This is a genomic window from Streptomyces endophyticus (assembly GCF_035798155.1).
Classification (GTDB): domain Bacteria; phylum Actinomycetota; class Actinomycetes; order Streptomycetales; family Streptomycetaceae; genus Streptomyces; species Streptomyces endophyticus.
Genome location: NZ_JAOZYC010000093.1, coordinates 194,490 through 217,222, shown reverse-complemented (window position 1 = coordinate 217,222; position 22,733 = coordinate 194,490). Strand labels below are relative to the sequence as shown.

At 72.1% G+C, this 22,733-nt stretch carries 21 protein-coding genes; 10 read left to right on the top strand and 11 right to left on the bottom strand.

The features are described 5' to 3' along the window. Positions 1–9: 9 nt before the first annotated feature. The 3 genes from OKJ99_RS12585 to OKJ99_RS12575 all read right to left on the bottom strand — a co-directional run bounded on the left by OKJ99_RS12585 (position 10) and on the right by OKJ99_RS12575 (position 4,497). Complete coding sequence (locus tag OKJ99_RS12585) at positions 10–1,623, bottom strand: AMP-binding protein (protein WP_326016123.1); 1,614 nt, start codon at positions 1,621–1,623, stop codon at positions 10–12. A 195-nt stretch (positions 1,624–1,818) separates the two neighbouring features. Then, on the bottom strand, positions 1,819–3,645 hold the full coding sequence (locus OKJ99_RS12580; protein WP_326016122.1) for a PP2C family protein-serine/threonine phosphatase: 1,827 nt from the start codon (positions 3,643–3,645) through the stop codon (positions 1,819–1,821). A 27-nt stretch (positions 3,646–3,672) separates the two neighbouring features. Continuing rightward, on the bottom strand, positions 3,673–4,497 hold the full coding sequence (locus tag OKJ99_RS12575; RefSeq protein ID WP_326016121.1) for a triphosphoribosyl-dephospho-CoA synthase: 825 nt from the start codon (positions 4,495–4,497) through the stop codon (positions 3,673–3,675). A gap of 220 nt (positions 4,498–4,717) precedes the next feature. Between OKJ99_RS12575 and OKJ99_RS12570 the strand changes: the two genes are divergently transcribed. Beyond that, positions 4,718–5,560: an alpha/beta fold hydrolase gene (locus tag OKJ99_RS12570; protein ID WP_326016120.1), complete on the top strand. Its 843-nt coding sequence runs from the start codon at positions 4,718–4,720 to the stop codon at positions 5,558–5,560. Positions 5,561–5,860: 300 nt separating this feature from the next. Continuing rightward, the gene (locus OKJ99_RS12565) at positions 5,861–7,516 is read left to right on the top strand and encodes a tetratricopeptide repeat protein (RefSeq protein ID WP_326016119.1); all 1,656 of its coding nucleotides are present in this window, start codon (positions 5,861–5,863) and stop codon (positions 7,514–7,516) included. Here the strand turns inward: OKJ99_RS12565 and OKJ99_RS12560 are convergent. The 3 genes from OKJ99_RS12560 to OKJ99_RS12550 form a co-directional block, all read right to left on the bottom strand. Beyond that, complete coding sequence (locus tag OKJ99_RS12560) at positions 7,488–8,252, bottom strand: hypothetical protein (protein ID WP_326016118.1); 765 nt, start codon at positions 8,250–8,252, stop codon at positions 7,488–7,490. The two genes, OKJ99_RS12565 and OKJ99_RS12560, sit on opposite strands and share 29 nt — an antisense overlap. Before the next feature lie 113 nt (positions 8,253–8,365). Beyond that, complete coding sequence (locus OKJ99_RS12555; protein WP_326016117.1) at positions 8,366–9,079, bottom strand: TetR/AcrR family transcriptional regulator; 714 nt, start codon at positions 9,077–9,079, stop codon at positions 8,366–8,368. A 30-nt stretch (positions 9,080–9,109) separates the two neighbouring features. Beyond that, positions 9,110–10,315 (bottom strand): serine hydrolase domain-containing protein, encoded by a 1,206-nt coding sequence (locus OKJ99_RS12550; protein WP_326016116.1) that lies wholly within the window; start codon positions 10,313–10,315, stop codon positions 9,110–9,112. A gap of 203 nt (positions 10,316–10,518) precedes the next feature. Between OKJ99_RS12550 and OKJ99_RS12545 the strand changes: the two genes are divergently transcribed. Together OKJ99_RS12545 and OKJ99_RS12540 are read left to right on the top strand one after the other, a co-directional pair. Beyond that, positions 10,519–11,403 carry a universal stress protein gene (locus OKJ99_RS12545; RefSeq protein WP_326016115.1) on the top strand — a complete coding sequence of 295 codons (885 nt, stop codon included), beginning with the start codon at positions 10,519–10,521 and terminating at the stop codon, positions 11,401–11,403. 319 nt (positions 11,404–11,722) lie between these two features. After that, positions 11,723–11,944 carry a hypothetical protein gene (locus OKJ99_RS12540; RefSeq protein WP_326016114.1) on the top strand — a complete coding sequence of 74 codons (222 nt, stop codon included), beginning with the start codon at positions 11,723–11,725 and terminating at the stop codon, positions 11,942–11,944. Positions 11,945–11,956: 12 nt separating this feature from the next. Here OKJ99_RS12540 and OKJ99_RS12535 read toward each other — a convergent pair whose 3' ends face one another. Both OKJ99_RS12535 and OKJ99_RS12530 read right to left on the bottom strand, forming a co-directional pair. Further along, positions 11,957–12,649 carry a DUF899 domain-containing protein gene (locus OKJ99_RS12535; RefSeq protein ID WP_326016113.1) on the bottom strand — a complete coding sequence of 231 codons (693 nt, stop codon included), beginning with the start codon at positions 12,647–12,649 and terminating at the stop codon, positions 11,957–11,959. Between the two features lie 121 nt (positions 12,650–12,770). Then, positions 12,771–13,526, bottom strand: a complete 756-nt coding sequence (locus tag OKJ99_RS12530) for an IclR family transcriptional regulator (RefSeq protein ID WP_326016112.1) — start codon at positions 13,524–13,526, stop codon at positions 12,771–12,773. A 215-nt stretch (positions 13,527–13,741) separates the two neighbouring features. Between OKJ99_RS12530 and OKJ99_RS12525 the strand changes: the two genes are divergently transcribed. The 6 genes from OKJ99_RS12525 to OKJ99_RS12500 all read left to right on the top strand — a co-directional run bounded on the left by OKJ99_RS12525 (position 13,742) and on the right by OKJ99_RS12500 (position 20,681). Beyond that, entirely contained in the window at positions 13,742–14,866 is a 1,125-nt protein-coding gene (locus tag OKJ99_RS12525) for a zinc-dependent alcohol dehydrogenase (protein WP_326016111.1), read from the top strand. 93 nt (positions 14,867–14,959) lie between these two features. Then, entirely contained in the window at positions 14,960–16,246 is a 1,287-nt protein-coding gene (locus tag OKJ99_RS12520) for a Rieske 2Fe-2S domain-containing protein (protein WP_326016110.1), read from the top strand. Positions 16,247–16,325: 79 nt separating this feature from the next. Further along, positions 16,326–16,769 carry a hypothetical protein gene (locus OKJ99_RS12515; RefSeq protein WP_326016109.1) on the top strand — a complete coding sequence of 148 codons (444 nt, stop codon included), beginning with the start codon at positions 16,326–16,328 and terminating at the stop codon, positions 16,767–16,769. Further along, positions 16,766–17,731, top strand: coding sequence for a PDR/VanB family oxidoreductase (locus OKJ99_RS12510; protein WP_326016108.1), 966 nt, complete (start codon positions 16,766–16,768; stop codon positions 17,729–17,731). The genes OKJ99_RS12515 and OKJ99_RS12510 overlap by 4 nt, the downstream gene beginning before the upstream one ends. A gap of 50 nt (positions 17,732–17,781) precedes the next feature. After that, positions 17,782–19,095, top strand: coding sequence for an MFS transporter (locus tag OKJ99_RS12505; RefSeq protein ID WP_326016107.1), 1,314 nt, complete (start codon positions 17,782–17,784; stop codon positions 19,093–19,095). A gap of 62 nt (positions 19,096–19,157) precedes the next feature. Then, positions 19,158–20,681, top strand: coding sequence for a hypothetical protein (locus tag OKJ99_RS12500; RefSeq protein WP_326016106.1), 1,524 nt, complete (start codon positions 19,158–19,160; stop codon positions 20,679–20,681). On the opposite strand, the gene OKJ99_RS12495 is transcribed toward OKJ99_RS12500, so the two are convergent. The 3 genes from OKJ99_RS12495 to OKJ99_RS12485 form a co-directional block, all read right to left on the bottom strand. Further along, positions 20,671–21,486: an SAM-dependent methyltransferase gene (locus OKJ99_RS12495; protein ID WP_326016105.1), complete on the bottom strand. Its 816-nt coding sequence runs from the start codon at positions 21,484–21,486 to the stop codon at positions 20,671–20,673. The genes OKJ99_RS12500 and OKJ99_RS12495 overlap by 11 nt on opposite strands. Before the next feature lie 82 nt (positions 21,487–21,568). Then, a complete protein-coding gene (locus tag OKJ99_RS12490; protein ID WP_326016104.1) occupies positions 21,569–21,820 on the bottom strand; it encodes a DUF397 domain-containing protein in 252 nt (83 codons plus the stop codon). Continuing rightward, positions 21,817–22,686 (bottom strand): helix-turn-helix domain-containing protein, encoded by an 870-nt coding sequence (locus OKJ99_RS12485; protein ID WP_326016103.1) that lies wholly within the window; start codon positions 22,684–22,686, stop codon positions 21,817–21,819. Before OKJ99_RS12485 ends, OKJ99_RS12490 begins: the two co-directional genes overlap by 4 nt. Positions 22,687–22,733: the final 47 nt, after the last annotated feature.

The window sequence follows — 22,733 nt, the reverse complement described above, 5'->3', positions numbered from 1 at the left end:
GGCGTCCTGTCAGTCGCGGGCGGCCTCGCGCAGCCGCACCTTGAGCACCTTCCCGGCGGCGTTGCGCGGGAGCGCCTCGATGACGACGACCGAGGTCGGCTTCTTGTACGAGGCGAGCCGTTCGCGGCAGTGGTCGGTGATGTCCGCCTCGGTGGGCGGGTCGGCCGGATCCCTCGGCACGACGTACGCGCGCGGGGTCTCCACCCACCGGGGGTGCGGCATGCCCACGACGGCCACCTCGGCGACCTTGGGGTGCTGGTCGATGACGGCCTCGACCTCGGCGGAGTAGATGTTCTCGCCACCCGAGATGATCATGTCCTTCTTGCGGTCGACGACGTAGATGTAGCCCTCGTCGTCCATCCGGCACAGGTCACCGGAGTGGAACCAGCCGCCTTCGAAGGCCTCGGCGGTGGCCTCGGGGTTGTTCCAGTAGCCCAGCATGAGGTTGCCGCCGCGGTAGACGATCTCGCCGACCTCGCCCACCGGCACGTCCCGCATCTCCTCGTCCACGATCCGCGCGTCCACGTGGCGCACCGGCTTGCCGACGGAGCCGAGCTTGCGCACCGCGTCCTCCCCGTCGAGGTAGCAGGTCACCGACGCCATCTCGGTCTGGCCGAAGGCGCTCCTGATGACGACGCCGGGGAACGTGTCGTTCATCGCCTCCAGGACGGAGGGCGGGGCGACGGACGCGCCCCAACTCAGGCTGTTCAGCACGAGCTTGCGGTCCCGGATGCCGGGCACCTCGCAGATCGCCTTCCACTGGCTGGGCACGAGGAAGCAGCCGGTGATCCGCTCCCGCTCCAGCAGGTCGACCGTCTCGGCGGCGTCGAAGCCGACGGTGGCGCCGATGACGGTGCAGGTGCCGTAGAGCATGGAGGCGACGACCGAGTCGACGCCCGCGATGTGGAACATCGGGATGTTCAACAGGCCCCGGTCGGTGGGCTGCGGCGGCTGCACCTCCGCCATGTGCAGGGTGTTCACGACCAGGTTGAGGTGGCTGAGCACGGCGCCCTTGGAACGTCCCGTGGTTCCCGAGGTGTACATCAGGAACGCGGGGTCGTTCTCGTCGACGTCGACCTCGACGGGCCCGTCGTCGTACCTGTCGCGCACCGCGGTGAGGCTCTCCGTGCCCTCGGGTGCGCTGCTCCCGCCCTCCCCGAGGTGCAGCACCCGGCAGTCGGATCCGGCGAGGCGCCGCGCTTCCAGGCCCAGCTGCGTCAGTGGCTCGTCGACCACGAACACGGTCGGTGTGCAGTCGCCGAGGACATGGGCCACTTCGGCGGGCACCAGGCGAAAGTTGACCGGCACGGCGATCGCGCCGAGCCGCAGCGCGGCGAACCAGACCTCCACCGTCTCCATCCGGTTGGTGGTCAGCGCGGCGACCCGGTCGCCCGGTCCGACGCCACGCGCGGCGTAGGCGCGCGCGAGGCGGTTCACCCGCGCGTCGAGGGCGGCGTAGGTGATCTCCCGGTCCCGGTGGCGCAGGGCCGGTGCGTCGGGTGTTCGCCGTGACTGGCGGGCCAGTTGGTGGGCGAGCGAGAGCCGGCGCCCGGCCCGCAGGGACGCGTCGGGCGAGGGGGCGGGTGGTGCGGTGGGACCGGATGCGTCAGATGCGTCGGACACGAAGGACACGCGGGGCTCCCGTCGACAGCTGCCGGGCGGCCCGGGTCACCCCGGCCGTGGCGGCCTGTGCGGGGACCCGATCCAGGACTGATCGAACGTTAAGAGGCCCGCGGTCCTTCGACAACCCCCGCGGCGCGAAACGGGGTTGTTCCGGCCGGGTTCGCGGTCGTCGCGGGGGAGGGTGCTGAGCGGTCGTTAAGGGGACGAGGGGGGCGTCGGGATGCGCCGCAGGACAAGGAGGGTCGCGTCGTCGGACCGGTGCGGACCGTCGAGCTCGCCGACGATGCGCTCCGCGTACTCCTGGAGCGCGTCGTGCCCCGCACCGGGGGCGCCGCCGTGGCACTGCTGGGCCACGTCGAGGAAGCGCTGCGTGTCGAGGTCGGGGTCACTGTCGCGGCGCTCGGTCAGCCCATCGGAGTACATGAGGACGATGTCGTCCACACGCAGGAACGCCTCCGCCGCGGCGTACGCGGTTCCCGGCAGGACGCCCAGGGGGAGCCCGGGTCCGCCCTCGGGGTCCGGGAGTTGGCGGGCCGCGCCGTCGCGGACGAGGACCGGGCGCGGATGGCCCGCGCAGGCCCAGCGCAGCAGGCCGCGCTCCGGGTGGTAGCGGGCGATGATCGCGGTCGCGGTGGACTCGAGGCCGTCGGCGCAGGCCGACTCGTTGAGCCACTGCGTGAGTTGCTCCACGGGCTGCTCGGTGTAGGCCAGGCCCGCCAGCGCGTAGCGGAGTTTCGCCATGAGGGTGGCGGCGGCCAGACCGTGGCCGCGGGCGTCGCCGAGCGCGACGAGGAGGCGGCCGCCGGGGAGCCCGCGCGCCTTGTACCAGTCGCCGCCGACGCCGGCCTCCCGCGCGTCGGGCCGGTACACGGCGGCGGCTTCGAGCCCGTAGGCGGCCAGTTCGTCCTGGAAGTGGGGGAGGACCGCTTCGCGCAGGGCGTTGGCGACCTCGGCGACGGCCTCGGCGCGTTGACGCTGGCGCCGCGCCTCGTGCTCCGCGCGCTCGGCGGACGCACGTCTGCGCCGCTCGGCGGTCACATCGGTGAGCACCGCGCGCAGCGCCCACACCAGGCTGCCGGGGGCGATCCGCACCGGCTCGGCGGTCATCCGGATCACCCGGGATCCGGCCCCGTTCAGGCGCAGTTCACAGATGCCGGTTCGTTTGCGCAGGATGACGTCGTACAGCGTCCGGTACAGCTCGGGCAGGCTCTCCGGGGCCACGGTCGCCGCCAGACCGGACAGGGTGGGAATGTCCGCGTGGGCGTCGAGGCCCAACACCTGGCGGAACCCGCGCGACGGGTCGACCCCGCCGTCGCCCAGGTTCCACTCGGCCCAGCAGGTGCGCACCAGCTGCTGGGCGGCGGCCGCCATGTGCAGGCGGTGTCCGCGCTCCCAGGTGATCAGGAGGTGCTCGCCGCACGGGGCGACCCGGACCTGGTCGTTGATCCGTACCGGTCCGTGCGACGTGGTCATGACCCATTCGATCAGGATGGGCCCCTGCGGGGCGCGCTCGCGCAGGGCCTTGGCCAGCATGTCGGGCAGTGGCGACCCGGCCAGCGAGGGGAACCGCTCGAACAGCGAGGCGGGGCGTTGCCAGCGGGGGACGCCGCCCTGCGGGAGGCGCTCGGTCGCGTAGGCGCGGGCGGCCGTGTTCTGGGCGACGTGGAGTGCGTCCCGGATCCGGCCGTCCTCGCCCAGGAGCGGGGCCACCAGGAGCGCCGGAACGGACAGTGCCTCGAGTACCTCCCGGCCGGAGGGCGTCGGCGGCAGGGGCGTGGACGAGACCGGGGCCGTCGGCGCGGCCGCACCGACGGTCCGGCCCTGGTACGCATCGGCGTAGTTTCTGATCCGTCGCTGCTGGGCCGCCAGGAGCTCCCGGATCGACTGGAGCGCCAGATGGGTGCGGGCGTCCGGCACCGGCGAGGTGGCGTCCATACGGGCGGCATGCCTCCTGTGCGCGACGTGGTCGGTGCCCATCAGCCTCGGTGCCAGGGCCGGGGCGGGCCACTCCGCGTACGCCATGCGGTGCCGTCTCCTGTGGCGCGGAGTTCAGGCCGCGACCGGCAGCGGGCGCTCGACGACGGAGTCCAGGAAGAGCAGCACCGTCAGCAGGGCGCCGCTGGCGGCCGGGCAGATCCCGTAGTGGACCATCTCCTCGTCGAGCTCGGACAGCAGCCGGTGCCCCTCCGCCGTGCCGGAGCCGCCCGCGGCCAGCACGGCGGCGGCGTCCTGCCGGATCAGGCGGACGGCCAGCGGCCCCTTGTCCTGTGCCACGCGGAGGTCGTCGGTGGCCGCGATCAGGGTGAGCAGCGCGTCGAGCTGCGCGGTCTCCTCGGGGATACCGCGCGACCGTGCCGAGCGCAGCTGCGGCAGGGCGGCGAGGGCGGTGGCCAGGTGGCGCCGCTTGTCCTCGACGGGCATGGCGCGGTAGCCGTCGCGGAAGTCCCCGGTGGGCTCGACCTGCCCGTCGAGGTCCAGGGCGAGGTCGCAGGCGTGCTCGGCGCTCCGCGCGCCCTGCCCCCACGCCGCCGACAGCAGGCACAGCGAGCGGGCGGCGACGTCGAGGCCGATCAGGGAGGCGACGTAGGGCACCTGGTGCTGTGCGTCGGCGCAGGCCACCGCGAGCCGGTCCAGGTCGGCCCCGGCGTCGGCGGCGGCGCGGAAGGAGCCGTGCAGCCCGACACCGGCGTCGACGAGGGAGGAGAACACGGTGTCGTCCGGGCTCTGCGCGGTCCGGCAGTCCGGCAGCCCCGGTTTCGGAGTCAGGAACACCTCACGGGTGAAGGCGGCGACGGCGAGATCCGCCAGGCGCTCGGCGGAGCCGTTCGGCCCGGAGGCGGAGGGCGTGGGGTGGGGCGGGTTGCTGGCGAGCATGTTCGGTCGCTTCCACTGGACGGCACGGGTCACGGCCCGGCGGCGGGCCGGACGCATCGGTCGTTCTGCCCGTCCCGAGACGGGCAAACCGGGACCAAAGTCCCATCCGTCGAGGGTCGCGCGGCCCTTGTGCCTGAGATGCACCCAGCGCGGGCCGTGCGTCAGCGGGATCCGAAGCGGGATCCGATGAATTCGGGAGGCGGATCAGGTCTTCCCTGGTATGACCACTGTGAAAGTCAATGACATCGTCCTGGGCGTCGAGTCGTTCGGTGCCGATGACGCGCCCTTGGTCCTGCTCGTGGGCGGGACGACAATGCTGTCCTGGCCCGACGCGCTGTGCGAGCGCCTCGCCGCGGGAGGGCGCCGGGTGGTGCGCTACGACCTGCGCGACAGCGGCGAGTCCACGACCGGGGACCCGGAAGCGCCCGATTACACGCTGCGTGACCTGGCCGCCGACGCGGCGGCCCTGGTCGAGGCGCTCGGCGGCGGCCCCGCGCACCTGGCGGGGATCGGCGTCGGCGGAATGGTCGCGCAGGTGGCCGTGCTCGACCACCCGGGCGCGTTCTCGGCGCTCACCCTGGTCGGCACCCGCGCGGTCGCGCCCGGCCCGGTCGACGCCGACCTCCCCGATCACGACCAGGCGACGATGGGGCGGCTGTTCTCGAGCCCGATGCCCGACTGGGCCGACCGTGAGTCGGTCGCGGAGTTCGCGGCCGCCGGCGCGGAGGTCCTCGGGAACGACCCCGGCGCCGCGCGCTCGGTCGCCGAGCGTGTCTGGGACCGCACGCCCGGCACCGAGTCCCAGGTCCAGATGGCCAACCAGCTGGGCATGGTGTTCTCCCGGCTCGACTGCACACCCCGCTGGCGCGAGCGCCTGCCCGGGATCGATGTCCCCACGCTCGTCGTCCACGGCCGCCTCGACCCGTTCTTCCCCGTGGGCAACGGCGAGGCGCTCGCGCGGGAGATCCCCGGGGCGCGGCTGCTCGTCCTGGAGGAGACCGCCACCGCGCTCCGCGACGCGGACGTCCGTGAGATCGCCGAGGCGATGCTGACGCTTCGATAGCGGGCGCCGCAGTGGGCGCCTGCCCCGTGCTGCGGCGGTCCAGGGCGCCGAAATGCGGCAACACCCGCTCCCCTCCAGCGGGTGCTGCCACGTCCGTGGTCCTCGCCATCGTAGGAGAAGCGCCAAGTGCCGCACAGATCCGTCCAGTTGTCGCGACGGGACCGCGGTCATGGGTGTAGAGGGGGTTCGGTCGCGGTGCCGGAGTGCGCGGTGGGGTGAGGGCGGCTTCTTCTTCTCAATTACCCCTGAAGTAACGGAAGTTGGAGAAGCCGACGCCGCCCGTGAGGAATCATCGGCGCCATGGGGATCGACGATCTGAGGCATCAGTACGACGACAGCGTCCGCACGCTGGGCGAGGATCATCCGCGCACCCTCGCCGCATGCGGAGAGCTGGCCCACGCGTACTACCGGGAACGGAGCTACGTAGAGGCGTTCGGGCAGCAGGAGAGGCTCCTGGCCGGTGTGGTGCGGGTCGTGGGTGCGGACGATCACGTCACCGTTTCCACGCTCGCCAACCTCGCCTCCATCTGGTTCGCCGGATGGCTCGCGGACGAGCGGCCCGAACTGGCGGTGCCGCTCTATGAGTTGGCCGTGGCGGAGCGGCGGCGGGTCTCCGGGGCCGACGATCCCGGCACCCTCTCCGCGCGCAACGACCTCGCCACCGCGTACCTGACGTCTGGTCAGGCCGAGCGGGCCGCCGCGACCTTCGAGCACACCCTCGCCGACTGTCTGCGCGTGCTCGGCGAGGGCCACGCACTGACTGGGACGGTGCGGGACAACCTCGGTTCCCTCGGGTCCCTGCCCATCAGGCGCGAGCGGGACGACACCGCGATGGCCCGTGAGATCGCGACGGCGTTCACCGAGGTACTTGGCCTGCGGCCCGCCGTGGGCGGCGGGTGGGTGAGCGTGGGGATACCGGCGATCGGCGAGACGCTCAGCCTGCCGGTCTGCGACGTCAAGCGCGTCACGAGGAGCCACACCCCGATGGGCGACGCGGCACTCGAGTTCGTGATGATCGACGGCGCCGACGTCAGGCCGCTGATCGTCCTCGCCGACGACGTGGTCTTCGCCCCCGAGGACCCGGTGCGGGTCCTCCAGTCACCGATTCCCGTGGTGATCTCGGACGCGCCCCAGCTGATCAGCCATGCCGAGACCGTCGCCGCCGCCGAGCGCTTCGCGACGACCGCCGCGGAGCCGGGCGCGAACCTCGACACCGTCTCGGCGAAGGGGCTGCTGGTGCGCTGCGAGATCGCGGGCGCGCTCCGGTGCGGTCTGCGGTCACTGAAAGCCGTCGCGTGGTGGCAGCGGGGCTGGGAGGCATGTGCGGACGACTGGAGCCTGCCGCCCTTCCCGAAGGACCCGGTCTGGGACCACCTGGTGCGCTGCGCGTCCGGGCCGGCCCTGGAAACCACTGTCCCGGCGCCGCACACCCACGACAGGGAAGCCACCCGGCAGTTGGTCGCTGCCCTGACGGTCGCGGAGTTCGAGTCGTTGCGGCCGAGGCTGCGCGTCGGCCGGCTGGACGAGGAGTTCGTCGAGATCTGGAAGTCGCTGGTGCCGATCACCCCGGCGATGTTCGCCGACCTGCTCCTGGACCGGCTGCCCGGGGCGCAGGCGGAGGTCGTGCTCTACCCGGACGGCGCGGGCAGCGTGGACCTGGTGCTGCGCGACGGCGGGGAGAACCGGGCCGTGCTCCAACTCCGGTTCGACTTCCGGGAGAAGGACATCACCATGGACGAGGTCCGCATCGCGGCGGACGCGCGGGGGAGCGGTCTCTTTCAGCGCCTGCAGTTCAACACCGAGCGGCTCGCCGGAGCACTCGGTCTCGACGCGATCCGGATCCTGGCCACCGGCGCGGGCAGCCTGGCCTTCGCCAAGGCGGGCTTCCCACGGGATCCCGAGCTGTACGACAAGGTGAACAAGCCGACTAGACAGGGGCCCGCCGGCCGGGCCTAGCCGCGCGCTGCTTCGGTACCAGTTGCCGACGCAGCCGCGCCATCGCCTCCGGCCCCACGGACTCCTTGACGGAGTCCACGAGCTGCCGGCACAGGGCGCCGGCACGCGTCAGTTCGTCCCTGGCGCCGGCCAACTCGTCCCTGACGGCGGGAGCGTGGCGGGTGGCCGCGGCGCGGCTGAGGTCGCGCACCTCGCGGGCGCGCGCGGCGCGCATGCCGTCGCCGATCGCCAGCAGGTAGTCCGTGCGATCGGCGGCCAGCCCGTCCGAGGTCGCGTGGGCCCTGCCGACGGCGAGGACCTCGTCCAACGCCGCCTGCGGCAGAAAGAACAGGGTCGTCGTCGACAGCGCGCTCATCGTGGCCTGTTGCTGCCACCGCGTCAGCAGGCCGGACTTCGCGTCGAGGAACGGCGCGAGCCGCACATAGACCTCCGCGTCGACGGTGGCCAGCAGCTCCTGGCACTCGACGAGGGTGCCGCGCAAGGAGTCGACCGCCTCGGCCTGCACCTGCACGAGGCCCACGAACTCCCGCGCCGCACCGGGCCTGTCGGCACCGTCGACCAGGCCGTCGGCGAGGGCCAGCAGCCGCTCCCCGCGTACGCACAGGTCCTGCAGCGCCACCGCGCAGCGCAGCAGCGCCGCCGCCACGTCGGTGTCCTGCGCGGTGCGCCGCAGCGTGACGAGGCCCGAGCCGAACTGCGCAAGCAACTCCGCGAGCTTGGACAGCAACCCGTACACAGCCCGTCTCCTTCACCCGACTTCACCGGACTTCACCCGGCTTCACCCGACGCCACGATGGTTCGCACCCCATCGTCGTGGATGTCCGGCGGCCGCGGGGCCACTTGCCCCAATCAGGGCTTGTGCGGTGCCCGCAGCTCCACCGCGTCGAGGAGCAGCCCGAGGACCGTCTCGAACTGGTCGTCCTCGTCCGCGGCGGCCAGGTGCGGGGCGACCGACGCGAGGTGCGGATAGGCGGTCGGCGACACGGCCAGGTACTCGCGCCGCCAGGCCAGCCGGTCGCCCTCGCGGGCCGCGCTGTCCAGTGCGGCGACGGCGGCCTCCTGCGCGCCCATGGCCAGGGCGGTGTCGGCGAGCGCGCGGTAGTAGCGGGCGGCTTCCCGGTCGCCGAAACCGGCCTGCCGCAGTGCGCCGATGACGAGGTCGGCGCCCCGGAACTCGGCGTCGCGGCGGGAGACCCGGCCGGCCACGACGGCGGCGACCTGTGGGTGGGTGAGGCAGGCGCCGCGGACGCGGCGGGCCAGGCCGGCCAGGGTCTCGCGCCAGGAGTCGGTCGGCTCGTAGCCCGTGACCGCCTCCTCGATCAGCTGTTCGGCGAGCCCGAGGAGGATCTCCTCCTTGCCGGAGAAGTGGCGCAGCACGGCGGTGTGGTTGGAGCCGAGTTCGGCGCCGAGGCGGCGCAGGGTGAGGGCATCCGGCCCCTCGCGTTCGACGAGGGCACGGGCGGCGTCCAGGATCCGGTCCCGATTGAGGGCGGTGGACGGTGGCCGGCCGCGCCGGGCGGCTCGGGCGGCCGGTGCCGGCGTGTCGGCGCCGTGGTCTGTCATGGCGCCAATCCTATGCACCGGCCGGCCGTGTCACTCCGCCGTGGACAGGTGGGTGACCAGGGACGAAAGCGCCGCCACGGTCTCGGCGTCCCGGTCCGGATCCTCGGCCGTGGGCCAGGCGCTGGTCTTCACCACGACGACGTCCGCCACCGGATCGACCCACAGGAACTGCCCGTAGATGCCGAGACCGGTGAAGGCGCGGTGCTCGCCGCCGAGCGTCCACCACTGGTTCGCGTAGCCGTAGTGCGCGGGGTACTGCTCGCCGAGCGCGCCCGGCCGCAGGAGCTCCTTCCCGCTCCCGCGTCCGCGCTCGACCCACTCCTTCGGGACGACCTGCTCCCCGTCGAAGGACCCGCCGCGCGCCATGAGCAGCCCCACCCGGGCCATGTCCCGCACCGTCGCATTGAAAGAGCCGCCGCCGACGGCGGTCCGCGGACGGCTGCGCGAGAGCCCGTAGTACGCGTCCGTCTCCGCGCCGATCCTGCTCCACAGCCGCTCGGAGGCGTACCGCGCCAGCGGCAAGCCGGTGGCGCCCTCCAGGACCCAGCCGAGGACCTGCGAGTCGAGGGTCGAGTAGTTGAAGAACGTGCCGGGATCCGCACCGGTGTCGACGGAGCGGACCACGTCGAGAACCGATCCCCGCCCGGTCACGGCCCGCATCAGACGGTTGACCGGTGCCTGCGGGTCCTCGTAGTCCTCGACCCCGCCGGCCCCGCTGGTCATGTCGAGCAGATCCGCGACCGTCGGCCCGTCGTAGGCCGACCCGGCCAGCTCGGGGCAGTACGTCACCACCTTGTCGTCGAGCGAGCCCAACGCGCCCTCCGTCAGGGCGATTCCGAGCAGGATCGACGTCACCGACTTGGTGAGCGAGAACAGCTGGAAGCGGCGGGCGGGCCCGCCGAACCGGCCCGGATGGCTCTCGTGCACGAGCCGCCCGCGGTGCAGGACGGCGAACCCCGTGGTGTGCGTGCGCTCGTGCAGCTGCTCCAGGGTGCGGCGCGTGCCCCGGAACTCGTACGTGAATCCGGGCGGCAGTTCGCCCCGTGACAGCGGGCGCACCCGGGCGGCGGCGGGCACGGCCGCCACCGGCAGCACCGTCGACATGTGCGTGAACGTCCACTCGTTCATGGGCCGCCGGAACGCGACCTCCTCCTGGTGCCGCCACAGCCAGGCCATCCCGGCCCCGGCGGCCGCGACCGCCGTTCCGCCTGCCATCCATCGCGCGGTGCGTGCCATACGTGTGCTCCCGAGGGCTCCAACCGATTTATGAACCGATGGTGACACCGGTGGTTCGCCCAGGGCAATGGGGGCTGCGGCAGAGCTTTGCCTCTTGGGGCTCGCCGTGCGCCGCCCGGCGGACCGGGTCACGCTGGGACCGGGCCGCACCGGTGGCCACGGACGGTGACAGGGAACGACAGGGATCGATAGGGAGCGCACGCATGGCAGGCCATGTGCTGGTCGGGGCCGACGGGTCCGAGTCGAGTCTGGAGGCCGTGTCGATCGCGGCCCGGGAGGCGCGGGAGCGTGGCCTCGGGCTGCGTATCGTGCACGCCTTCATCTGGCCGAGGATGCGCGCCGCCGGGGTCGCGGCGGCGGCGGAAGCGCTGCGCGGACAGGCCGATGCCCTGGTGGTGGCGGCCGTCGAGCACGCGCGCGCCGCGGAGCCCGACCTCGCCGACGTCGAGGGCGAGGTCGTGACGGGCGAGCCGCTGACCGTCCTGGCAGTCCGCTCGGCGGACGCGGACCTGGTCGTCGTCGGCAGCCGGGGCCTGGGCGCCTTCACCGGGCTCCTGATCGGCTCGGTCGCGGTGTACCTGGCCGCCCACGCCGAGTGTCCCGTCCTGGTCGTGCGGGGCCGGGCCGACGCGGACGGCCTCGTCGCCGTCGCCGTCGACGCGTCGGGCGACGCGCAGGCCGCGGTCGACGCGGCGTTCGCCGAGGCCGAGCGCCGCGGCACCGGACTGCTCGCCCTGCATGTCTGGAACACGTGGAGCGCCGAGAGCCCGGACCACCGGCCCGGCGCGCTGACCCCGCTGGTGTCCAACATCAGCGAGCTGCGCAAGGAGGCCGGGCAGACCCTCACCTCAGCCCTCGCCCCCGGCCTGGTCGCGCACCCGCACATCTCCGTGGAGCGGCGCCTGCTGGAGGGCAGGGTGCGCCCGGCCCTGATCGAGGCGTCCAAGGAGGCCCGGATGATCGTCGTGGGTGCCCGGGGCCGGGGCGGTTTCAAGGGGCTGATCATGGGCTCGGTGAGCCAGGCCCTGCTCCTGCACGCGGACTGCCCGGTCCTCGTCGTACGGGGCGGCTCGGAGCACCACGCCTGACCGGATCCGGAGGCCCTCGGGCCTGTCGTCAAACTCCCGTCTGCGCCGCGACGCCTGGCACGCACGCTCGCGGCGTTGCCGAAAAGTCCGAGTAGCTCCGCTACTAGGACCTTCCGGCGCCTTGCGATCGCACGCCCCAGACGCCGCGGCGCCGCCCTTCGGGCGACGACGGGAGTTCGACGACAGGCCCGAGCGGGCGCCATGGGCAAGGCCTCTGCGAACCCTCCTCACTGTGCGTGACGTCACAGTTGGACACCCACCGGGCGCGTCTGGCAAGGTCGCCGGTCCGATCCCGTGAAGACCCGATGGGAGGGGCGCGATGACCGAAGTGAACACCATCAGCGTCGAGGAGGCGACGGCCGTCGCACGGCTGCGCATGAACACCACGACGCTGGACATCCCCAAGGACTTCGACCGCTGGTCGCCCGACGAGATGTCGGACTGGCTCGAGCAGACCGAGGACGACCCGGACGTCTCCGACACCGACTTCTACGAAGCCCAGCAGACCGTGCACCGCGTGCTCGGTGTCGAGGACGCCTGACCTCAGCCGGCCTCAGCCGCGCTCCCCGTACGCCGCCGCGATCTCCTGCGGGGACGCCCACCGGCTGTACGTCGGTGACTTGGGCCAACCCGCGGGGGAGTCCTGCCACTCCTCCTGCCGGCCGTACGGCAACAGATCGACCAGGCCGAACAGATAGCTCAGTTGCTCGGTGCCGCGGCCGTCGGTGTGCCAGGTGCGGTACACGGTGTCGCCGTCGCGCAGGAACACATTGACCGCGAACCCGGCGTTCGGCGGCGCGCCGAGGTCGGCGCCGAACGGGCTGTTCGCGGTGGAGTACCAGGTCATCGTGTTGCCGACCTTGCGCCGGTACGCGAGCGCCTCGTCGATGGGGCCCTGCGTGACGATCACGAAGCGGGCGTCGAACTTCTCGAGCCCCGCGAGCCGCGTGAACTGGGACGTGAAGCCGGTGCAGCCGCCGCACTGCCACTCCGCGCCCTCGTGCCACATGTGGTGATAGACGATCAACTGCGGGTGCTCACCGAAGACTTCGGCGAGCCGCACCGGGCCGTCCTCGCCCTCCAGCACGTAGTCGGGCATCTCGACCATCGGCAGCCGGCGCCGCTGCGCGGCGATGTCATCGAGCTCCCGCGTGGCGGCCTTCTCGCGGACCCGCAGCGCCGCCAGTTCCTTCTCCCACGTGACGCGGTCGACGACGGGCGGCAGGGCCTTGCCTGTGGTGGACATGGGGCCTCCGGACGATGGGGGCGCTTGCGCGCTTTCCAGACGTACGGAAGTGTGGACCGCCGGGGTCGCGGAAAGTCATCGGTGGGCCGCCCGAACCGGCACCACCTGAACCGGCACCGCCTCAGCTGCTGAGCGCCTGCGAGATCCGTTCCGCCGCCTCCCGCACCTGCCCCAGCACCGCCTCCCGCTTGCTCTCGTCGAGACGGAACGCGGGGCACGGTGCCGAGAGGGCGGCGCGAGTGATCGGGCCCTCCTTGACGGGGGCGGAGGCGGCCCAGATGCCCTGGTCGATCTCCTCCTGGCTGATGTCCCAGCCCTGTTGGACGGCACGCTCGATGTCCGCGAGGAAGGTGTCGCGGCCGTGTACCGGCGGCGGGGTGCCGGTGGCGAGCGCCCGGTCGACGTAGCGTTCGCGCTCGTCCGCGGGCAGGCCGCCGATCAGGAGGCGGACGCTGGCACCGCGCAGCGGCGGCATGTTCTGGCCGGTCTCGAAGGACAGCCGGAAGGGCCGCAGGCTCTCGACGCGGTGGATGCAGACGGGCAGGCCGTGGACCATGCGGACGAGCAGCACGGACTCCTCGATCTGCTCGGACAGTTCGCGCATGTAGGGCTCGGCGATGTGCACCAGGGGAGTGGCCCGGCGGGCGGCCCGGCCGAGCGCGGCCACCCGCATGGTCAGGTGGTACTGGCCGCGCTCGCGCTCCTCGACCAGGCCCATGTCCTTGAGCAGCGCCACGTAGCGGTGTGCCGTGGGGACCGGGATCTGCAGATCCTCGGCGAGCTGTCGGACCGAGGCCACGGGGCGCTGTTCCGTGAAGGCGAACAGCAGGTCAAGTGCCCTGCGCCCGCTGTCCGCGCCTGCCTTCGAGGCTGCCATGCACTGTCCTTCCGGGCCGTTGCTGATCGGTCGGCCTCACTCTAACCGCGGCATCGCACAGCAAGATCACCATTCTCTCCCAGCGATCCCGTCGTGATCCCACCGCTCAACGTGTCGTTGCCGCGCACCTGTTGACGGGCCTGAATCGACGGCTTACCTTATCGAATCACCAAGCGATAAGGACGTATCGCACAGTGATACTTAGGAGGTAGGTCGTGGACAGCACGGTCGCCACGGCGGTACCGGACTCGGCTCGCGCCAGCGTCGCTCTCCCCGGAGCCCGCAGCGAGGTGCGCCCGCTTGCGACGAGACCCGGGCGCCCCGGCGAGGGCTGGCTGCGCGTCGCGTCCGCGGGCATCTGCGGTACGGACGTCAACCTGTACGCACGGGGCCTCGCCGCCCCCACGGTGCTGGGGCACCACGTCGCCGGCACGATCACGGAGGTCGCCGCCGACCCCGGCGCGCGCTGCTGGTCGGGAGCGGTGGGGGAGCGGGTCGTGGTCGAGGAGTACCTCTCCTGCGGCACCTGCCGGTCCTGCGCCACCGGCGCGTACCGGCTGTGCCCCGACACCGACCTGTGGGGCGGCGGCCGACGCATCGGGACCATCCCCGCCGACGAGGAACCCGGCCTGTACGGAGGCAACGCCGAGTACCTGCTGCTGCCGCCCAACGCCGTGCTGCACCCCCTGCCGAGCGGCCTGTCCGACGAGCTCGCGGCCTGGGTCCTGCCCTACGCCAACGCCCTGGACTGGACGGTCCGCGCGGGCGGCGTCGTCAAGGGCGAGACGGTCGTCGTCCTCGGCCCCGGCTACCACGGCCTCGCCGTCACCGCCGCCGCCCGCCGGGCCGGAGCCGACGTGATCGTCGCCGGGCTCGGCCGGGACCGCGCGCGCCTGGCCATGGCGGAACGGCTCGGCGCGCTCCCCGTAACCGCCGACACCGGCGACGAACTCCGCGAGGGCATTCGGCGCGCCCTCGGCTCCGAGGCCGCAGACGTCGTCGTCGACACCGTCGGCCCCACCCCGCACGTCATCGAGGTCGCCGTCGACCTGCTCGGCCAGGGCGGCAGGCTCGTCCTCACCACACCCAAGAACCCCGCCCGGGTGCCCCTCGACACCACCGCCATGACCCGGCGCAACCTCACCGTCAGCGCCGTCCGCGGCCGGCGCCCCGAGGCGATCGCCGACGCCATCTCCTCCCTCGCCGACGGCACGTCCCTCCTGCAGAACGTGCCCTCGGCCGACACCACGCTCGACGGGACCGGCGACATGCTCGGCCGGCTCGCCGCGGGCACGGGGCCCGAGACCCCGCACGTCGTGGTCCGCCCGCACGCGAACTGACCGCCCCGCAACAGCACTTCTCACCCACGGCCGTGCGGCCCCGCTTCACCGCCGCACGCCCACCTCACCCGTACCACCTTCAGGAGCCACACCATGCTGACCCGTGAACAGAACGAGCGGCTCGTCCGCACCGACCGCGGCACCGAGATGGGCACCCTGCTGCGCCGCTACTGGATCCCGGCCCTGCTCGCCGAGGAACTGCCCGAAGCGGACTGCCCGCCGGTGCGCGTCACGCTGCTCGGCGAGAAGCTCATCGCCTTCCGTGACACCGAGGGCCGCATCGGCCTCCTCGACGAGATGTGCAGCCACCGCACCGCCTCCCTCTTCTTCGGCCGCAACGAGGAGTCCGGACTGCGCTGCGCATACCACGGCTGGAAGTACGACGTGGACGGCAACTGCGTCGACATGCCCTCCGAGCCCCCGGAGAGCCGCATGTGCCAGAAGATCAAGCAGCCCGCCTACCCGTGCGTCGAGCGCGGCGGTGTCATCTGGACGTACATGGGTCCGGCCGAGCTCAAGCCCGAGCTTCCCGAGTTGGAGTGGGCGGGCCTGCCGGACGGCCAGGTGGTGGTCACCAAGCGCCGCCAGATGACCAACTTCATGCAGGCGATGGAGGGCGGCATCGACTCCAGCCACGTATCCTTCGCGCACCGCTTCAACATGGACGACGACCCGATGCACGCCGGCACCGCCGGTATCGAGTACTTGAAGGCCGACACCCGGCCCAAGTTCGAAGTCGTCGAGTCCGACGGCGGACTCCTCATCGGCGCCCGTCGCAACGTGGACGACGAGCAGTACTACTGGCGCATCACCCAGTGGATCATGCCCTGGTACACGATCATCCCGCCCTTCGGCACCCACAACCCGCTCGGCGCCCACGCCTGGGTCCCCATCGACGACGAGACCTGCTGGGCCTGGTCGATCAACTACCACCCCACCCGGGACCTCACCGAGACCGAGCTCGCCGCCGCGCGGAACGGCGAGGGCATCCACGCCAAGTACGTCCCCGGCACCTACGACACCCTCGCCAACGCCGCCAACGACTACCTCATCGACCGCCAGGCACAGAAGGACAAGAAGACCTTCTCCGGCGTCGCGGGCATCGCCGCCCAGGACTTCTCCCTCCAGGAGAGCATGGGCCCGATCGTCGACCGCACCAAGGAGCGCCTCGGCACCTCCGACGCCGCGATCATCCTCGCCCGCCGCCGGCTGCTCGCGGCCGCCGAGATCGCCGGCAAGGACGACCCGGTCCCCGGCGACCGGGCCGCACACCACCGCGTCCGCTCCGCCTCCGTCCTGGTCCCCAAGTCGGTGCCGTTCCAGGAGGGCGCCGCCGACGCGCTCGTCGTCCGCGACGGCGAGGACTTCGCCTCCATCTGACCCACCTCCCAGCTCACGACACGGAGCCCCGCGCCCGTCCGCGTCCGCTCCGACCAGCAAGAAAGGAGAGGTGGTCGCCATGTCGACACACTCCTGGACCCGACGGTCCTACGAAGCCGACGTCCTGCTCGTCCCCCTCGACCCCACGGCCCGCGCCTCGCTCAGCGCCCTGCGAGACGAACTCCCCGGCATCACCGTCGCCGAGGAACGGCCGCCCGCCGACGTGCTCCCGCAGGACGTCGAGCGCGCCGATGTCATCACCCTTCTCGTGCGGGACCTGGCCGCGGTCGACCACGCCACGGTCGCCCGGTTCGGCGAGGCGGCCCACGCCACCGGCACCCTGCTCGGCGCGGTCGTCGTCACACCGGGCCTCGCCTGGAGCGGCGGCAAGGAGAACGCCGCGGCCGCGATGGTGCGCGAACACGCGGACACCGTGGTCGTCGTCCCGGACATGCCGCCGGTCCTGCACCTCCTCCAGGTGCTCAGGGGCGGCAGCCGCGACACCGCCGAGGTGCCGGCATGACCGGGCCGACCCGGGCGCACCCGGATTCCTGGCACGACACCGTCGTCACCGCGGCACGCCTCGAAGCCGAGGGCGTCATCTCCCTCACCCTGGCCGCACGCGACGGGGGCCGGCTGCCCTCCTGGGAAGCGGGCGCCCACATCGACGTACGGCTGCCTTCGGGCACGGTGCGCCAGTACTCGCTGTGCGGCGACCCCGGCGCCGCCGACTACACCGTCGCCGTGCTGCGGGAGGCGAACGGCCGCGGTGGCTCCGCCGAGATCCACGACACCGCCCTCGTCGGCCGTACGCTCCCGATCCGCGGGCCCCGCAACCACTTCCCGCTGCACGCAGCCGAGCACTACGTCTTCCTTGCCGGCGGCATCGGGATCACCCCGGTCCTCGCCCTCGCCCGCGAGGCGGCGAGCCGCGGCGCCTCCTGGGAGCTGCACTACGGCGGCCGGAGTGCCACGAGCATGGCGCTGACCCGCGAGGTGCGCGCCCTCGGTGGTGACATCCATCTCGTCGAGGGCGCACCCCTCGACCTGGCCGGTATCGTCTCCGGGACCCCGGCCGGGACGGCGGTGTACGCCTGCGGGCCCGCCGGGCTCCTGGGCGCGGTGCGGGAGGTGTGCGGTGACACCGGACCGACCCTGTACACCGAGCAGTTCACCGCGGATCCGAACGCCCGGCCGGTCTCCGAAGAAACGGCGAGCCAGGCCTTCGAGGTCGAACTCGCCCGCACCGGCACCACCGTCACCGTCGAGCCCGGCACCTCGATCCTCGACGCGGTGCGCACGGTGAACCCCGATGTCCTCTCCTCCTGCGAAGAGGGCTTCTGCGGAACATGCGAGACCAAGGTGCTCGCCGGCCAGCCCGTCCACGCCGACACCATTCTCAACGAACGGGAACGGGAAGCCGGCACCTCCATGATGATCTGCGTCGGTAGCTGCGCCTCGCGGCGGCTCGTGCTGGATCTCTGACCCGACTTGCGTCCACCCGTCGCAGCACCATCGACCGCGGAGGTTCGACGATGAACCTGCCCTACCCCTCTGTCCGCACCACCAGAAGCACGAGCACCACCAAGGCCCCGGACACGGCACCGCCCTCGCCCTACCGCTGGGTGGTCCTCATAGCGTGCTGGCTGTCCTTCATGCTCACCTCCATCGACCGTTCCACCTGGGGGCCCGCCTCCGTCTTCGTCGGGGACGGCCTGGGCGTGCCCCTCGCCAGCCTCGGTGTGTTCGCCACCGCCTATTACGTCGGGTACGTCATCTCCAACGCCCTCGGCGGCCTCGGCGTCGACCGGTTCGGACCGCGCATCGTCCTGACCGTCTCCCTGGCCGGCGCCGGCACGTTCATGACGGTCTTCGGCTCCACGCCCTCCGCCGCCGTCGGCATCGCCGTCCAGGGCGTCGTCGGCCTCTTCGCCGGGGCCGACTACTCGGCGGGCGTGCGGCTCATCTCCAGCTGGTTCCCGTCCGCGAGCCTCGGCCTTCCCATGGGCATCTTCACCACGGCGACGTCGCTGGGCACCGCGATCGCCAACGCCGTCGTCCCCGCGATGATCGCCTGGCACGGCTGGGGGACCTCGTACCACGTGTTCGGCATCCTCTCGATCGTGGTGGCCGTGCCCCTGTTCCTGCTGCTGCGCAACGCACCGGGCCACGCCTCGAAGGCGGACGCCCCGCAGGAGACAGGTGTGCCGAAAGAAAAGGCCGTCCGCTGCGGCCGGCCCGACCTCGGCGCCATGGCCCGCAACCGCGACTACCTGCTCGTCTGCGTCACCGGATTCTTCGCCTTCTGGGGCCTGTACGGCTTCGTCACCTGGGCCAACGCGCTCATGATCCGAGGGCACGGGGTGTCCCCGGGGACCGCCGGTCTCGTCGTGTCGGTCTTCGCGATCAGCGCGGTGGTGGCCAAGCCCCTCGTCGGCTTCGTCACCGACCGGTTCTGCGGGGGCGCCCGCAAGACGCCCAGCATCATCATCCTCGGTGTCTTCGCGCTCTCCCTCGTCTGGTTCGGCCAGCTCTCCACGCCGACCGCGTTCATCCTGCTGTCACCGCTGCTGGGCGCCGCCGCCTACGGCTGGACCCCGCTGCTCGTCGCGTTCGTTCCCCGGCTGGTGCCGTCCTCCGTGACCGGCACCGCGTCCGGCCTCGCCAACGCCGTCTGGCAGCTCGGCAGCGTCCTCGTGCCCCTTGCGGTCGGCGCGGTGTTCTCCGCGACCGGTTCCTTCAACGCCGCGTTCGTGACGCTCGCGGCGGGGCCCGTCCTCGCCATGCTTGCCATCCTCCCCGTACGGGCCGACCGAACTCGGCGCAGTGTCACGGGAGGTGTCTCGTAGGGTGCCTTCGAGGCCCCGTCGACCAACGGGGCCGGTGAAGGACCGAGCATGGGGGAGGGGCGTTGCGGATACGCGGACATGGCCGGCGCTTCGGGGCGCGGGCCGCGGTGCTGGTGACAGGGGCGCTGCTCGCCATGAGCGGGGCGGCGGTGCCGGTCGTCGCCGCGGAGGGGCCGGGCGGACAGGTCCGGCTCACGCTCGACGCGCCCGAGGAGTCCGGGCTGTACGACCCCGATGAGGGTGCCGGAGCGCGGTTCGAGGCGCCCAAGATGCTGGTGCAACCGCACGGCGGCCTGGCCCGCAATGTCGAGATCACCGTGGACGCCCGGGAGTTGAGGGGCGTCGGGACGGTGACTCCCGGGCGCCGCTGCACGGGCGACGACGCTGTGTTCCGCTGCCGCATCACACCGAGCTCCCTGCGCTACGCGACGCACGTCCTCCCGTTCTACCTGCGCGGCAAGGACGGGGTCTCCCCCGGGGACGGCGGGACCGTGCATCTCACCGCGCGCGCCGACAACGCCGCGACGGTGCGCGCGGACATGCGGATGGAGACCCATCCACCGGATCTGACCTCGGCCGGGACGGAGCGGGTGCCCGGCCTGGTCGAGCCGGGCGAGCCGGTCGCGCTGCGGCCCGGCTTCGCCAACGAGAGCCGCTGGCCGGTCGAGCGGTTCGCGCTGAGCATGAGCGCCTACGGCGACAACCTGACGGTGGAACACAAGTACCGCAACTGCTGGTACCCCGAGGCCGGGGACGACGCCTCGGCCGAGGGACTGGCGGGGACCGAACGCGCCTGGTGCGAGTTCGACACACCACTGCCGCCGCACACCGCCTGGCGGATCGCCCAGCCGATGATCGGCCACCTGGACGCGGACATACCTGTGGAGAGCGTCCGCTATCAACTGCCCTACGGGGTACGGGACAAGGCGGTCTATCCGCACCGGGGAAGCGGCCCGGAGCTGAAGCTCGACCGCGTTCCCACCGGTGACATCAAGGAAGGCAGCAGCGCCTGGGGCGCACTGATCGTGCGCGGCAGCGCGCAGGTCGACTACGCGCCGGTCGTCGAGGGAGCCGTCCGCGGCAAGGTCGGGCAGACCGTGCAGGTGCGCATCGGTGCGCGCAACGTCAACGGGGGCAAGCTGCCCGGCGTCAACCCGGACCGCTTCGAAATCGTCCCGCCCGAGGGCACGACGATCACCGGCACGCCGTACACGGTGGACGGCGACCCCATGAAGAACGCGTGCGACCGCCCGGCCAATGGCTCCCGCGCGTGGCGGTGCGGCCTGAGCAGTGACGCGTTCGAGCAGATCGACGGCCGCAAGGGCGCCCGCACGGCCGTCACCGTCCGCATCCGCATCGACGACGACGTGCCCGGTGCGCGCGGCACGGTCCGCGTCATCGGCAAGTACGACCGCACCCACGGCAACGACAGTGCCGCGCTGTTGACCGACATCAACGGCCGCGTGCGGACCTTCTCCCCGCTCGCCATCGGCGGGGCGGCCGCGGGGGGCGCCGTCGTCGTGGTGGGCGGCCTGGTGCTGGCGCGCCGGTACCGGAGGAACCGGCGCGGCTCGCTCAGTTCTTGATGCCGACGCCCGCCAGCAGGCTGATCTCGGCGTCCGCGATCTCCGTACCGTCCTCGGGGTTGTCGCGGCGCCAGCGGTGGCAGCAGATGATGCCGGGGTCGATCAGGTCGAGCCCGTCGAAGAAGCGGCGGACGTCGCTGTGCGAACGGAACTGCACCGGGGTCCCGGAGTTGGTGTACGCCTCCGCCACCCCGTTCCACGTCTCGGGGTCGAAGTCGGGCGTGCAGTGGTTCATGGCGAGGGCGCTGCCCGGCGGGAGCGGTTCGAGCAGCCGGCGCACGATGGCGTACGGGTCGTGCGGGTCGGTGACGAAGTGCATCAGCGCGTTGAGCGAGAGCGCGATGGGCTTGTCGAAGTCCAGGACCTCGGCGTCCTGCACGGCGTCCAGCAGCGAGTCGGGGTCGGTGACGGTGGCCTCGATGTAGGCCGTGCGGCCCTGGGTCGTGCTGCGCATGAGGCGCTCGGCGTACTTGAGGACGAGCGGGTCGTTGTCGGCGTACACGACGCGGGCCTCGGGCACGAGGGACTGGGCGACCTGGTGCAGATTGGGCTCGGTGGGGATGCCGGTGCCGATGTCGAGCCACTGGCGGATGCCGTGCTCCTGCGCCAGGACGCGGGTGGCCCGGTGCATGAACGCGCGGTTCTCGCGGGCGGTGACAGGCAGGCCGGGGTGGGCCTTGGCGGCGACCATGGCCGCCTCCTTGTCGACCTCGAAGTGGTCCTTGCCACCGAGGAAGTAGTCGTACATCCGGGCCGAGTGGGCCTTGCTCGTGTCGAGGTCCCGGCCGGACTGCCTGGTGGTCATGTGCTCCCCTTCATCGGTGTGACTGTCGGTCCACAGGCCGGGAACGCTAGCGGTGCAGGCGCCCCTCCCGCAGGCCACCGGCTCATCCGGCGGCCAAGTGATCGGCCAGGCCCTGCTTCACGCCACGGACGAACGCGGCGATCTCCTCCGGCGTGTAGATCAGCGCGGGACCGGCCGGGTCGGTCGACTGCCGCACGGCCACGCGGCCGTCGGCGAGCAGTTTCGTCTCGACGCACTGGCCGCCGTTGGGCCCGCTCCAGGGACGCTCCCAGCCCTGCTCCCCGAGGTTGCGGGCCGGCATCCCGTTGTAGACGCCCTCTTCGATCACCGTCATGTTGAGTACTCCTTGCGCATACGGTTCAAGAGCGCCCTGCTGTCATCCGACGACGTCAGCAGCGCCAAACGCGAATGCGCCTCAAGATGGGCGACCACGTCCGCGCGCTGGTCCAAGTAGACGGATGCGGACAGGAGTTCGCTGTAAACGATGTCGGGCAGCTCGGGTTCCTCGAACCGGAAGTACGTGAACGGGGCGCACGCGCCGACATGTGCGCCCGCTGAGAAGGGCACGACGTCCAGGCTGATGTGCGGGAGTTCGGACACCTCCAGGAGGTGCCCGATCTGCTCGTGCATCACCTCGGGGCTGCCCACCTCCTTGTGCAGGACGGCCTCCTCCATGACCACCCACAACGTGGGGGCGTCCTCCTTGTCCAGGAGGCCCTGGCGGCGCAGCCGCAGCTCCACGCGGCGCTCGAGGTCCTCCTCGCTGCCGTTCGGCAGCCCGCCGCGCAGGACGGCGCGCGCGTAGTCGGGGGTCTGCAAGAGGCCCGTGACGTACTGGGGTTCGTAGGTGCGCAGGGTCTTGGCGTCGGTCTCCAGGCTGACGTAGGCCGTGAACCAGCTGGGGACGGCGTCCCGGTAGGAGTGCCACCAGCCCGGCTCGTTGGCCTGCTCGGCCAGGTCGACGAACTCGTCTATCTCCTGGCGGTCCGCGCCGAAGGTCTCCAGGAGCTTCTCCACATAGAGAGGCTTCAGCGCGACTTCGGCCTTTTCCAGCCGGCGGATCGTCAGGGTCTTCACGCGCAGTGCTCTTGCCGCGTCCTCCAGCGAGGCACCGGCAGCGAGTCGCATGTCCTGCAGCCGACGGCCGAGGATCATGCGCAGCACTGTCGGCGCGCTGGTGCCGGAACGGGCCTCACTCACGCCCAACCTCCTGAGTATTCGTCAACAAGACCATTCTTGCAGTGACT